At 65.6% G+C, this 13,383-nt stretch carries 11 protein-coding genes and 3 tRNA genes; 10 read left to right on the top strand and 4 right to left on the bottom strand.

The genetic code is table 11. The features are described 5' to 3' along the window. Positions 1-164: 164 nt before the first annotated feature. Together DSHI_RS09310 and DSHI_RS09305 are read left to right on the top strand one after the other, a co-directional pair. Positions 165-1,928 (top strand): sugar phosphorylase, encoded by a 1,764-nt coding sequence (locus tag DSHI_RS09310; protein ID WP_012178496.1) that lies wholly within the window; start codon positions 165-167, stop codon positions 1,926-1,928. An 82-nt stretch (positions 1,929-2,010) separates the two neighbouring features. Beyond that, positions 2,011-3,054, top strand: coding sequence for a HEPN domain-containing protein (locus tag DSHI_RS09305; protein ID WP_245532991.1), 1,044 nt, complete (start codon positions 2,011-2,013; stop codon positions 3,052-3,054). A gap of 169 nt (positions 3,055-3,223) precedes the next feature. On the opposite strand, the gene arsB is transcribed toward DSHI_RS09305, so the two are convergent. From arsB to DSHI_RS09290, 3 genes are read right to left on the bottom strand one after another with little or no spacing between them, the layout of a single operon-like run. Then, the gene (gene arsB, locus DSHI_RS09300) at positions 3,224-4,249 is read right to left on the bottom strand and encodes an ACR3 family arsenite efflux transporter (RefSeq protein WP_012178494.1); all 1,026 of its coding nucleotides are present in this window, start codon (positions 4,247-4,249) and stop codon (positions 3,224-3,226) included. A gap of 4 nt (positions 4,250-4,253) precedes the next feature. After that, positions 4,254-5,480 carry a glycosyltransferase family protein gene (locus DSHI_RS09295; protein ID WP_044027722.1) on the bottom strand — a complete coding sequence of 409 codons (1,227 nt, stop codon included), beginning with the start codon at positions 5,478-5,480 and terminating at the stop codon, positions 4,254-4,256. A 16-nt stretch (positions 5,481-5,496) separates the two neighbouring features. Next, positions 5,497-6,279, bottom strand: a complete 783-nt coding sequence (locus DSHI_RS09290) for an HAD-IIB family hydrolase (protein WP_012178492.1) — start codon at positions 6,277-6,279, stop codon at positions 5,497-5,499. A gap of 100 nt (positions 6,280-6,379) precedes the next feature. Here DSHI_RS09290 and DSHI_RS09285 point away from each other — a divergent pair. The 6 genes from DSHI_RS09285 (at position 6,380) to DSHI_RS09260 (ending at position 11,182) form a co-directional block, all read left to right on the top strand. After that, positions 6,380-6,455 (top strand) — tRNA-Val (locus DSHI_RS09285). A gap of 158 nt (positions 6,456-6,613) precedes the next feature. Next, positions 6,614-7,345, top strand: a complete 732-nt coding sequence (locus DSHI_RS09280) for a helix-turn-helix transcriptional regulator (protein ID WP_012178491.1) — start codon at positions 6,614-6,616, stop codon at positions 7,343-7,345. 100 nt (positions 7,346-7,445) lie between these two features. Next, a complete protein-coding gene (locus DSHI_RS09275) occupies positions 7,446-7,718 on the top strand; it encodes a hypothetical protein (RefSeq protein WP_012178490.1) in 273 nt (90 codons plus the stop codon). Positions 7,719-7,789: 71 nt separating this feature from the next. Further along, the gene (locus tag DSHI_RS09270; protein ID WP_012178489.1) at positions 7,790-8,728 is read left to right on the top strand and encodes a pirin family protein; all 939 of its coding nucleotides are present in this window, start codon (positions 7,790-7,792) and stop codon (positions 8,726-8,728) included. A gap of 222 nt (positions 8,729-8,950) precedes the next feature. Further along, positions 8,951-10,297 carry a mechanosensitive ion channel family protein gene (locus tag DSHI_RS09265; protein ID WP_012178488.1) on the top strand — a complete coding sequence of 449 codons (1,347 nt, stop codon included), beginning with the start codon at positions 8,951-8,953 and terminating at the stop codon, positions 10,295-10,297. 87 nt (positions 10,298-10,384) lie between these two features. Further along, positions 10,385-11,182, top strand: a complete 798-nt coding sequence (locus DSHI_RS09260; protein ID WP_012178487.1) for a helix-turn-helix transcriptional regulator — start codon at positions 10,385-10,387, stop codon at positions 11,180-11,182. 384 nt (positions 11,183-11,566) lie between these two features. Here the strand turns inward: DSHI_RS09260 and DSHI_RS22765 are convergent, their stop codons facing one another. Then, on the bottom strand, positions 11,567-12,727 hold the full coding sequence (locus DSHI_RS22765; RefSeq protein ID WP_012178486.1) for a VPLPA-CTERM sorting domain-containing protein: 1,161 nt from the start codon (positions 12,725-12,727) through the stop codon (positions 11,567-11,569). A 341-nt stretch (positions 12,728-13,068) separates the two neighbouring features. Here DSHI_RS22765 and DSHI_RS09250 point away from each other — a divergent pair. Both DSHI_RS09250 and DSHI_RS09245 read left to right on the top strand, forming a co-directional pair. After that, positions 13,069-13,145, top strand: a tRNA-Asp gene (locus tag DSHI_RS09250). A 106-nt stretch (positions 13,146-13,251) separates the two neighbouring features. Beyond that, a tRNA-Asp gene (locus DSHI_RS09245) sits at positions 13,252-13,328 on the top strand. Positions 13,329-13,383: the final 55 nt, after the last annotated feature.

Genomic DNA, 13,383 nt, shown 5'->3' with positions numbered 1-13,383 from the left:
ACCGGCGGTCCCTCGCGCCGCGCGCCTGTGCCCGGTTCTTGGGCATCCGACCGGCAAACGGGCAAACGCGGGGCGGCGGCACATTGTTTGCTTTCCAAACCGGCGCGGCCTTCGTATCCCGATGGGGTCGCCCCTTTGCCCCAGTTCCAGCAGTACGACCGCCCATGACCGAATTGAAGCCGCTCCGCAAACCGACCCAGACCCTCAGCGTCCGTCTTTCCGAACTGCTCCGGCAGATCTACCCGGACCTGAACACCGATATCCTGAGCAGCCAGGTGCTCGACGCCTTCTTCCCCGAAGGCACCGGGCGGCGCAAACGGGCGCGCACGCCGGGCAACAACCTGTGGTCGGAGCACGACGCGGTGCTGATCACCTATGGCAACTCGCTGATGGACGGGGTGCACAAGCCGCTCGACCTGCTGCACGACTTCCTGGTGGAGTATCTCAAGGGCGTGGTCAACGGCGTGCATATCCTGCCGTTCTTCCCGTTCACCTCCGATGACGGGTTCGCGGTCACCGACTACCGCGCGGTGAACCCGACGCTCGGGGACTGGCCCGATATCAACCGCATCGCCGACGAGTTCCTGCTGATGTCGGACCTGGTGCTGAACCATGTCTCCAGCCAGGGCGCATGGTTCAACGCCTACCGCCAGGGGCACGCCCCCTATGACCGGTTCTTCTTCGAAGCCTCCCCCGAGGACGACCTGTCGGACGTGGTCCGTCCGCGCACCACGCCGCTGCTGCAACAGGTCGAGACCGCCAACGGGCCGCGCCATGTCTGGTGCACCTTCAGCCATGACCAGATCGACCTGGATTTCCGCAACCCCGAGGTGCTGCTGGAATTCCTGCGCATCATGCGGCTGCATATCGACAATGGCGTGCGGATCATCCGGCTCGACGCGGTGGCCTTCATCTGGAAGGTGATCGGCACCCCCTCGATCCACCTGCCGCAAACCCACGCCATCGTCCGGCTGATGCGCCTGCTGTGCGACTTCGCGCAGGAGCCGGTGATCCTGCTCACTGAGACCAACGTGCCCAATGCCGAGAACCTGAGCTATTTCGGCAACCGCAACGAGGCGCACGCGGTCTACAACTTCACCCTGCCGCCCCTTGTGCTGCATGCGATGATGTCGGGCACGGCGACCTATCTCAACCGCTGGAGCACGGGGATGCCGCCCGCGCAGCTCGGCTGTGCCTACCTGAACTTCACCGCCTCCCATGACGGGATCGGGATGCGCCCGGCCGAGGGCGTGCTGCCCGAGGACGAGAAGGCCCGCGTGATCGACACCGTGCGCGATCTCGGCGGGCTGGTCTCCATGCGCGCGCTGCCGGGCGGCGGCGAGAGCCCTTACGAGCTCAACATCACCTTCTTCGAGGCGATGGGCGCCACCTACAAGGGCCGCGACGACTACCAGGTCGCGCGCTTCCTCTGCTCCCAGACCATCGTGATGTCCCTCGAAGGCATCCCGGCCTTCTACATCCATTCCATGCTGGCCACGCCCAACGACCACGATCAGGTCACGCGGCGCGGCATGAACCGGGCGATCAACCGGCACAACTGGGACTACCCGCATCTCAAGGCGCTGCTGCACGATCCCGACACGGTCCAAGCGCAAGTGCTGGGCGCGCTGTCGGACCGGCTGCGGCTGCGGGCGCGCCAATCGGCCTTCCACCCCAACGCCACGCAATTCACCCTGCAACTGGACCCGCGCATCTTCGGTGTCTGGCGTCAAAGCCTCGACCGGCACCAGTCGATCTTCGCCCTGCACAATGTCAGCGACGAGACCGTCGTGGTCTCCCCCGCCGCGATCAACCTGATCGAAGGCGAGGGCTGGCACGACCTGCTGAGCGGCGAAGCGATCCGCAACGGCGGCGCCGAAATCGTGCTCGCCCCCTACCAGTGCCGCTGGATCTCGAACCGGGGCTGACATTCCCCCACGCATGGTTTTTTTGCAGCGAAACTGCGGTCAACGCTCACAGCACACAAGCTGGTCCACTTAAAGGGCAGATGTGCGGGACAAAGTGAGCTTTTGCTGCGTCTTCTCGAATGACCGCTTTTGTGTTCCGGTAGAGTTGAATACTTTTCAAAACTGGGCGTTGATCAAACGACGCGGGACTCCAGAAGTACTGGGCAAAAACTTAAGGGCCTTCATGTCACGCATTCCAAAAGACATCACCCCAATCATCAGCGAAATCGACAAAGAATTGAAAGCGGCAGGTGTGCCTCCGCTGGGTCGTCCAATGAATGCGATTATCAAGTTCGGACAGCGTTTCAATATGCCGATTTTGTTCACGAAGCCTCAGCCCGACGTCCCTGACCATCTGATTGGAAGTTGGAAGTACTCGGCAAGAATTCACGAGTGGTATGAGGAAGTTTATGGCGACGGTATCAAACTCGATCCGTCTGCCAATGCAAAGGTCGCGGTGCAGGCTGATGGTGATCTATGGGAACTCAAGCTGCCAATCATCTATGGTCTTTTCACGCCAGTAGTTGAAAGAGACATTTCTGATGAGGACGACGCAGTTGTTGGTGCTCCAAGATTGAACGCCTGTAAGCAGTTGTCGGGCATAACCGCCGCGCGACTAAATTACTTCAGCGACAATGATCTCGCCGAAGTCTATGGTATGTTCATGGTAGGCATGGACGTTCGACACGCATTCGACCGATTTTCCAAATCCAGCCACTTCTTCCCCGAAGCACAGAGCGATTGGACGACTGCTGTAATGCATATGACTAGTCAGAACCCGAACCATGGGCAGGCAAGATGGGCATCGCTCCAACTTGCTGAGAAGTTCATGAAGGGGTTGATTGAGGTGATAGGTGATGTATCGCCCATTCCTCAGACTCATAACCTGAAAAAGCTCTACGAAGCGCTGGCGCGTTCCATCATGGGATTGGATTTGGACAGCCTCCTAACTGATATCCAATGCTCGGCTGCAGTGCGATACGGTGAAGAGGCTTCCACGCGCGAGCAGTCTTACTCTGCGCACAAATCCAGCCTCCTACTTGTCAGAGCGCTCGGCTCAGTGAGGAATGCTAATTCTCCGAGTTGAACCCGCCTAGTGTTTTCGAGATCGTAGGAAGCCGACTTTCACAATACTTGCAGCATCGGTCAAAGTGGGCTCACAGCTGACATTTTCTGCACCGCGGAGGCCCTTTCGGTTTTGCTCAGGGTTCTGTCCTTAAACGCCACTGATCTCTAGAAGTCCGGCGATGGCGTAATCACGGGGACTTAGGAAACCACCCCCGCGTCCGGTTGGCAAACGCCACCAGCGACAGCATCACCGGCACCTCCACCAGCACGCCGACCACCGTGGCCAGCGCCGCGCCGGAGCCGAGGCCGAAGACGCTGATCGCCACGGCCACGGCCAGCTCGAAGAAATTCGACGTCCCGATCAGGGCGCAGGGGGCGGCGACCTCGTGCGGCACGCGCCAGGCCTTGGCGGCGTAATAGGCCACGAAGAACACCCCGTAGCTCTGGATCAGCAGCGGCACGGCGATCATCGCGATCACCAAAGGCGTCTCCAGGATCACGCGCCCCTGGAACCCGAACAGGAGCACCACGGTCAGCAAAAGCCCCGCTACCGAGGCGGGCTTTACCCGCGCCTGGAACGCGGCCAGCGCCTCCGCCCCTCCGCCGTCCAGCAGCCGTTTGCGCACCACCACGCCCACGGCCAGCGGGATCACCACGTAAAGCGCCACGGACAACAGCAGCGTCTCCCACGGCACCACGATATCCGTCACCCCCAGCAAGAGCGCCACGATGGGCGCGAAGGCAAAGACCAGCACCACGTCGTTCACGCTCACCTGCACCAGCGTGTAATTCGGATCGCCCTTGGTCATGTTCGACCACACGAACACCATCGCCGTGCAGGGCGCGGCCCCCAGCAGGATCACGCCCGCCAGGTACATCTGAGCATCCTCCGGCGGGATGAAGGGCGCGAAGACGTGGTTGAAAAACAGCACGCCCAACGCGGCCATGGTGAACGGCTTGACCAGCCAGTTCACCACCAGCGTGATCACCAGCCCCTTGGGCCGGGTCGCCACGCCCCCGAGCGCGCCGAAATCCACGCCCACCATCATCGGGAACACCATCGCCCAGATCAGCACCGCCACGGGCAGGTTGACCGACGCCACCTCCAGCGCCGCAAGCCCCGCGAACACCCCCGGCACCACGCTGCCCAAAACCAGCCCCGCGCCGATGGCCAGCGCCACCCAGACCGACAGATACCGCTCGAACCGCCCCATGGGCTCAGCCCGCCCCGTATTCCGCCACGTCCTCGGCGGCGGCCCTGCGGAAATCGCTCAGGAAATCCGGATCCGCCGCATGCACCCGGTTCCAGGTCGGGATGAACGGCGTCTCCGACGGGTTGTCGAGGAAGATCTGTCCCGCCCGCATGATGTTCTCCGCAAAGAGCTCGATCGACTGCTCCTCCCGGTGCCGGTCGATGGCCAGCCCGTTCATCATCGCGTCCGAGTAATACGCCTCCAAAAGGTCGAGCGCCGAGCGGTAATAGGTCGCCTTCAGGGTGCGGAACACATGGGTGGTGAACACCGTGCCATCCATCGCCAGCTTGCGGAAGATCGACTTGCAGATATCCGTGGACATCCGGCTCAGCCCCGCCGAGGCGTCATCCTCGCTCAGATCCTGGTGCTTGTGGTCGTAGGCGTCGCTGATCTCCACCTGGCAGACCGCCTTGGGCGCGAGGTTGCGCCAGGCCTCCGACAGAACCCCGATCTCCAGCCCCCAGTCCGACGGGATGCGCAGGTCCGGCAGGATGCCCGTGCGCATGGCGAACTCCCCCGACAGGGGATAGCGGAAGCTGCGCAGGTAATCGATATAGTCGCGATCCCCGATCACCCGTTTCAGCGCGATCAGCAGCGGGCTGACCAGCAGCCGCGTGACCCGCCCGTTGATCCTGTTCTCGCCGATCCGCGGGTAGTAGCCCTTGGCGACCTGGTAGGGGAAGTTCGGGTTCACCACCGGATAGACCAGCCGCGCCAGCATGTCCCGGTCATAGGTCAGGATGTCGCAATCGTGGATCGCCATGACCGCGCTGTCCTGACACGCCATCAGGTAGCCCAGGCAGGACCAGACGTTCTTGCCCTTGCCGGCCTCCTGCGGCGCCAGCCCCATGGTCTCCAGCCGCCGGCCCAACCCCGTCATCCGGGGGCTGTCGTTCCAGATGACGATATGGTCCTGCGGCAGCCGCCCGAAGAAATCCCGCGCATGGCGGTACTGCGCCTCGTCGGCCCGGTCGAGCCCGATGATGATCCGGTGCAGATAGGGCACCTCGCTCAGCTCATCCAGGATCCGGGGCAGGGCGGGCCCTTCCAACTCCGAGTAGAGCGAGGGCAGGATCAGGCTGATCTTGCGGCTGACGGAATAGGCCTTGAGCTCCTGCGTCAGCTCCTCGACCGAACGCGTCCGCAGATTGTGCAGCGTCGTGATGTTCCCGTTCTGATGAAAATCCGCCACGCCGGTCGCTCCTGCTTCATGCACCCAGCCCCGACAGTACGGCGCACACGGCGGCGTTCCAACCTTCCGGACCCGGTTTCGAGGTGCGACTGATACGCCCGTCCGCCTCTCCGGGCAGGGGGGCCAGGGGCGTGCCATGGGGGTTGGCCACGATCACGCCCCGGTCCGCGGCCTCCAGCATCTCGATATCGTTGGGCGCATCCCCCAACGCCAGCGTCCGACGGGGACGGTACTGCGCAACGATCTCGGCCATCCGGTCGGCCTTGGTGCCGCCGAAGGACAGGGTCAGAAACCGCCCCCCCCGCCGGGCCTGCACGCCCCGCGCGGCCAGGGCGGCGACAAAATCCGCCTCCTGCGCGGGCGTGCCGTCCCAGACCCCCGGCTCGGAAAACGCGCGCCGCCGGGCCAGGGCCGCCTGCGCGTCGGGCAGCCCGGTGATCGCCGCCACCCCGGCGGCATCCATGTCCCCGAAGCCGCAAAACCGCGCCCGCATCCCGGGCGCCAACCCATCCAGCACCGCGCGCAGCCGGGCGTAATCCGCCGCCCCCGCCTCCGGCGCGGCATGGGCCGGCAGGATCCCGGCCCCGTTTTCGACAATCGCCGGGCAGTCCTCGCGGCCCAGCTTCGCCCGCAAGGGTGCGATTTCCGCGGCGGTCTTGGAGCTGGCCAGCACCAGGGGGATCCGCCGCGCCTTCAGCGCGTCCAGCGCGGGCAGGGCAGGCCCGTAGCCATAGCTGTCATGGTCCAGCAAGGTGCCATCGAGATCGGTGAAAACCAGCAAGGAGGGCGCAGCGCTCATGCCCTTGCCTAGCGCGTGCACCGCACGCTGCCAAGCGGCCCGGCCCGCCGCACAGCCCCTCTTGCCATGGCCCCGGCATCTGGGATACGACCCCGCCACCGGGTGATTAGCTCAGTTGGTAGAGCGCTTCGCTTACACCGAAGATGTCGGGAGTTCGAGTCTCTCATCACCCACCAAGTCCTCCGCCAACAGCCCTGCGCGCCGCGTCGCGCGCATCGTATCGGCCCCGGGTCGTCCAACCGCGTTCCGCTACGGGTTGACCCAGCGTCACCTATCGGGTTGCATGCCGTCATAGCTTCATCTCTTTTGATTTCGGTTTTGACAGGGTCTGCCAGTGACACGTCTCGAGACATTCATGGATGGCGTGTCGCGCGCGGAAACGCCGGCGCAGATCTGGGATGCCGTTCTGCCCTTCGCGCACAGCTTCGGGATCGACAAGGTCAGCTACCACAACACCCCGGCTTTCGGGGCCGTGCCCGGGTCCGAAACCGCGGTCTTCGCCCGTGGCTTCCCGGAATCCTGGCTGTGCGACTATGTCAACGAACGGCTTTACGAGGTCGATCCGATCCCCGCCTACGCCGCCCATGCCACCGAACCCTTCCGCTGGAGCGATATCGCCAAGCTCACCCCCCTGACCGCGCCCGAGACCGATTTTCTCAAGCGGCTGTTGCAGCAGGGTCTGGGCGACGGGCTCGCCCTGCAGGTCTTTGGACCGAACATGCGCAACGGCTATGTGGGCGTCGGGTTCGCCAGTTCCGACCCGGACCTGTCGGGCGGCGATATCCGCGAATTGCAGGCCGCCGCCCAGGCCGCCCACCTGCGCTACTGCACCCTCGTGCCCGTGGCGACCCCCGAGGCGCTGACCCCGCGTGAGCGAGAGGTGCTGGGCTGGATCGCCCGGGGCAAGAGCAACTCCGTGATCGCCGAGATCCTCGGGGTCTCTCCGCACACCGTCGACACGCTGGTGCGCCGGATATACGGCAAGCTCGAGGTGGCCGACCGGACCACGGCGGCGATCCGCGGTATCGGCGCAGGCCTGATACAGCCCGGAAATTACGCTACGTAAACCGTTTTGTCCCGTAATCCCGTGACAGCACCGCCTGATATGCTATGGCAAGCACGCCACTCGTATCGACGATGCTAACGAGTTTTCAGGACTGTTAACAATGAAGAAACAAACAACGCGCGACCTCGTGCGCTTCCATATCGACGCCTCTCTCGACGCGCTGGGCCTGCTGAGCGAGAGCGAACGGGCCGAGATCGCGCTGGAGGTCGCCGCCTCGCTGGCGGAAATGGCCCATCGCAGCCTCGCGCGGTCTCTGGACCCGCAGACAAGCCTGCGCCTGCTGGTCGCCGCCGAAGAACTGCGCGCCGGCTGCATATCCGAGCGCAACCGCCGGGAATCCATGGAGATCGGTGCGCAAATGCACAAAGGCTGAGGCTCCATGGGGGATGCGCCGCGCCGCGCGGGCGGCTAGATCTGGTACACCGCAGATGCCAGGAGGCCACCATGAGCTGGAACCCCGCCCTCGACCCCCATTGCCCCCTCGGCGACGAGGTGGACGCCATCGACACCCTGATCATTCCCCGCGCCCGCGATCTCGGCGCGCTGGAGGTGCGCCGTGCGCTGCCCGCGCCCAAGCGCCAGATGGTCGGCCCGTTCATCTTCTTCGACCAGATGGGCCCGGCGGAGTTTCTGCCCACCAAGGGGCTCGACGTGCGCCCGCATCCCCATATCGGGCTCGCGACCATCAGCTATCTCTACCGCGGCCGGATGCACCACCGCGACAGCCTCGGCACCGATGCCTGGATCGAACCGGGGGCGGTGAACTGGATGGTGGCGGGCCACGGCATCACCCATTCCGAACGCACCGACGACGAAACCCAATCCGAACCGATGCCCTTTTTCGGCATCCAGACCTGGGTCGCGCTGCCCAAGGATCACGAGGATCGCGCCCCCGAATTCCAGCACGCGCCCGCAGAGGCGCTCCCCTTCATGGAAGGCGAGGGCAAGCAGGTCCGCCTGATCCTCGGGAATGCCTATGGCGAGCGCGCCCCGGTCAAGACCGCCTCGGAGATGTTCTATGCCGATGCGGTGCTGCAGCCGGGCGCGAAACTGCCCCTGCCGGACGATCACGAGGATCGCGGCATCTACGTGGTCGAAGGGTCGATCGCAGTGGCGGGCGAGACCTACGCGGCGGGCCGGATGATGGTCTTCCGCCCCGGCGACCGGATCTCGGTGACCGCGGGCGGGCAGGGCGCGCGGCTGATGCTGCTGGGCGGCGAGACCCTGGAGGGGTCGCGCTATATCTGGTGGAACTTCGTGGCGTCGTCGAAGGAGCGGATCGAGGAGGCCAAGGAGGCCTGGCGCGCGGGCGACTGGGAACACGGCCGCTTCCAGCTGCCGCCCGGCGACGACCAGGAGTTCATCCCCGCCCCCGAGCGGTGATCCAGCAGCGCGCGCTGCGCGCGCATGCCCGCGGCCCGTGCCGGGCCGATGCCGGGAAGGGGGGCGCTGCCCCCACGCGCCTGCGGCGCGCCCCCCGGAGTATTTTCACACAAATGAAGAGGGGGGCGTGCCCGCCGCTGCCTGCGGGGGGCTCGCGGCGATAGCGGTGGACTTTCGCGCATCTGCGATCAAAGCTTGGGCGAGCTTTGGGACCGGAGGCCCATGGACGGCACCGAACAGACGATCATCGAGCAGGAGTTCGAGAGTTTTGCCCAGGCCGCATGGCTGCGGCTGCAACAGGTGGTGGCCTGGTTCGACGCCAACCTGCTGACCGTCGCCTCGGCTTACCAGCTGGTGGCGATCGCCGTCACGCTGGCGCTGGCCTGGCTGCTGCACAGCCGGTTCAAGCGCCTGCTGCAGGAGCTCGGCCAGGGGCGCAAGCTCGCCCCCGCGGTGCAGCGCCTGCTGCGCACCGTCGCGTCGATCTCGATGCCGGTGGTCTGGGTGATCTTCCTGGCGCTCGCGCGCACCGGGTTCGAGAGCGCGGGCATGCCGATTCCCTTCCTGCGGCTGGTCTCCAGCCTGCTTCTGGCCTTCATCGTCATCAACATCATCTCGATCTTCATCGCCTCGACCTATTGGAGCCGCGTGTTCTCCTGGGTCGCCTGGGGGGCGGCGGCACTGAACGCGGTCGGCCTGCTCGACGTGGTGATCGAGTGGCTCCAGGCCACCGCCCTGACCGTGGGCGCGGTCGAGATCAGCGCCTGGAGCATCGTCAAGGCCCTGATCCTCGCCGCGCTCCTGCTGTGGGGGGCGAACGCGGTTACCGGCACGGTGGAGCGGCGCCTTGAGCATACCGGCAAGATGAGCTCGGCCCTGCGCCTGCTGGTGGTGCGGCTCTTGCGGCTGGTGCTGCTGACGCTCGCGGTGATCGTGGCCATCGCCGCCGTGGGGATCGACCTGACCGCCTTCGCGATCTTCTCAGGCGCGCTGGGTGTCGGCGTCGGCCTCGCCCTGCGCCGCACCTTCGAGAACCTGATCGCCAGCTACTCCCTGCTGGCCGACGAGTCGATCAAGCCCGGCGACGTGATCGAGATCGAAACCGTCAGCGGCCCGACCTACGGCCAGGTGCGCAAGATGACGACCCGCTACGTGGCGGTGATGACCCGCGACGGGACCGAGACCCTGATCCCCAACGAGCTGCTGATGTCCAGCCCGCTCACCAACTGGTCCCACACCGCCAAGCCGATCCGCCGCCGCGTCCCCGTCGGGGTCGCCTATTCCGCCGACATCCCGCTCGCCCAACGGCTCTGCGTCGAGGCCGCGGGCGAGGTCCTGCGGGTGCTGGCCCATCCCGAGCCGCGCTGCCTGATGCGCGGCTTCGGCGACAGTGCCATCGACCTGGAGCTGCGCTTCTGGATCAACGATCCCGAGAACGGCGTGGCCAACGTCACCTCCGACGTGCTTCTGCTGATCTGGGAGAAATTCCAGGCCCACGGCATCGAGGTGCCCTTCCCCCAGCGCGACGTCACCCTGCGCGGCCCGGTCCGCCTCGACACCCCGCCCTGAGCCCGGCCAGGCACCGACAGGCCCCCGGGGCGATTGCCACGGGGCCGCAGCTTTGCTCTAGTGCGCGCAACCCGAAAGGACGCGTGCATGACGAAGGACGAACTCCTGGCGGCAGCCACCAGCGCGACACAGGTCTCCGAGCTGTGGACGCTGATGCTGGACTATGCCGAGACCCAGCGGATCGCCCGTGTCAGCTACCACCACCACGGCTTCGACGAGAAATGGGGCGCGGCGGCGGCCAACCCGACCACCCTGCGCCGCGCGATGGACGACGTGATCGTCTCGGCCACGCCGCGGTTTCACATCATCGCCCACGGGTTTCCCAGGGAATGGGTGGATATCTATGTCGATGACCACCTCTACGAGATCGACCCGATCCCGGCCCTCGCCCAGCGCCGCGCCGTCCCCTTCCTGTGGAGCGAGGTTGCCGAGCTGACCCGGCTGGCCGAGGAACAGGCGGCCTTCCTCGAACGCTCCATGCCGGCGCGGGTCGGCGACGGGGTGGCGATCCAGGTCTTCGGGCCCAACATGCGCCACGGCTATGTCGGGATGGGCTTCGGCGACCGGCCGCGCGACGTGACCGCGCCGCAACTGGCCGAGTACCAGCTGGTCTCGCAACTGATGCACCTGCGCGCCTGCCGCCTGATCGAAGAGCGCAACCGCAGCGAGATCGCCCTGAGCGCGCGGGAGACCGAAGTGCTCGGCTGGATGGCCCGCGGCAAGAGCAAGACCGTGATCGCCGACATCCTCGGCCTCTCGCCCCATACCGTCGACACACTGGTGCGGCGGATCTTCCGCAAGCTGGAGGTCTTCGACCGCACCGCCGCCATCCTCAAGGCGATCAACCTCGGCCTGGTGCCGGCCATGTCCACCGTGGGCGACTGAGCACGGGGCAGCGCGCGCCCCCGCGTCCGGGCCGGGCACGCACCGGTCCGGGGGCCTCGCCCCGCATCTCCACTACCCGTCCCGACCCGAGGGCAACCCCTCCGGGCGACACCTGCCCGCCCCGAGGCCGCGACAGCCCTCGGTCACCGCCCCTCTCCGTGGCCCGCGATCAAAGCCGCCTCGGCGCGAACAGATGCGCAAGCATGTCTTTCACCTACCGCACCGCTCGGCGGTCAAGCCGAGCGGTGCTTCATGTCTTCCGGGCGTCGGCGGTCGGCGAAGCGCTGCCGCCGCGCCGACCCCTAGCGGCGGATACATATTCAAGGGCCGGGTGCCGCCGCCCGTCTGGCGCGGTCCGGGGTGCGGGCCGAAGCGATGCGCGCCTCAGACCCCGGACCGCTTGCGCCAGACGCCGAGGCCGCCCAACGCCCCGATCAACAACAGGGCGGATGCGGGCAGGGGAATGGGGGCCACGCTGCTATAGAAGGTCACCGACCGCGGCCGCTGTGGAAACGTGCCCTGGTCGGCAAAGGACAGGAATGTTTGGGTTTCGCCCGCGTCGAAGAAATCGCCATCGCCGTTCAGGTCGAAAAGCGCCACGATCTGATCGTTGTCATTGAACTCGTTGCTGGGCACGAGCCCGCGATCCCCATCGATGACGAAATCGAAAATCGCGCCATCCAGAATGCCGACCGGGCTCCAGATGTCGAAGGCTTCGCTCGTGACGTCGATCAGACCGTTGCCGTCGAGGTCGGTGAACTTGATCAATCCGTCGGTAAACAGGTCCTGTGCGAACAGATCGCCGTCGCTCGCCGACAGGGCCAGCGCAAAAGGCGCATCGCCTTGCGGCACGTATTCGACGACTTCCGTCATGTCGACACTGCCGCTGCCATCGCTGTCTTCGGCGCGGTAGATGCGCGGGGTGCCGCCCGCCGTGTCGGCTATGAACGCCGCGTTGCCGTCGAAGGTGATCTCGAAGGGCGAGGATGACGGGTCAAGCGCGCCCAGATCCAGCCAGATCGCGCTTTCGCCGATATCGTTGGCATCGCCGTCGCCATTGAGGTCCTCGGTGCGGTAGACCACGTCTCCGGCCGGATTGCCCAGCGTGTCGGCCTCGACGATATAGATCGCGCCGTCCCCGCCCACGGCCACGCCATTGGCCGTCTGCAAGGCGAAGCCGTTCGCGTTGTGCGACGAGAACCACACCGAGGCTTCGCCCGCGTCCTGGGCGGTGTCATTTCCGTTGAGATCCCGCAGCCGGTAGACCGTGTCGGTGTTGCCGTCGCCGACGAAAACATCGCCGTTTTGGGACTGCGTCAGTTGGAAGACGTTTCCCGTCGGTGCGGCAAGTCCACTGGCATTGGTCGCGTCGAAAAAGACCCTGGTCTCTCCGGCGTCATTGGCATCGCCATCATTGTTCAGGTCCGCCGCAAACACCACCTGGTCTGTGGTCTGATCCGAAAACAGGGCCTTGAAGGTCGCAGCGTGTATCGGGGTTGCGAGCGCTGTTGTGGCGGCCAGAACCGCCAAAGTCGATTTGCCCATGAGGTCACCTCCATAGGGTATTGAGATATCTGATTTTGGGGAATGCTGGCGCGTGCTCGCGCCTCTCCGTTAACCTTTCCGGCGCGGCCAAGTCAACCAAGGCCTTCGCAGGGCCGGGCAAGCCGCTCCGCCGGGCGGGCCGGCAAGCGTTGCGGTTTCGGCGTTGCCTGCGCGCGGAGGTGCCCGACACTTGCCCGACACATGTCCGACGCCGGCCCGACGGCGATCCGACGCGGTATTCCGGCCCGTTTCCCGCGTCGGGTCGGGGGGCGAATTCCGCGCGCATTTCGTCGTTTTGTGATTGACGCTGCGCGCCAAACCCCCTAATCCACCCTCCACGCGCGGTTGTAGCTCAGTTGGTTAGAGTACCGGCCTGTCACGCCGGGGGTCGCGGGTTCGAGCCCCGTCAACCGCGCCATTTTTCCCTGCCATACTTGCCTGATCCCCGGAAGCACCCGGGTTACCGTTTCGCGGGTTTTTACGATTGACGCGCCCTGGCGCTTGGCCTATCCCGCCCCCCACGCGCGGTTGTAGCTCAGTTGGTTAGAGTACCGGCCTGTCACGCCGGGGGTCGCGGGTTCGAGCCCCGTCAACCGCGCCATTTTTTCCCCCGAGTTCAGCCGCTTGCGTCATGTCCCGTTTTCGACATGTCACGT

Source organism: Dinoroseobacter shibae DFL 12 = DSM 16493, from assembly GCF_000018145.1.
GTDB lineage: Bacteria > Pseudomonadota > Alphaproteobacteria > Rhodobacterales > Rhodobacteraceae > Dinoroseobacter > Dinoroseobacter shibae.
Note: the sequence above shows the minus strand (reverse complement) of the source record. Positions and strands in the feature narration are given on the sequence as shown.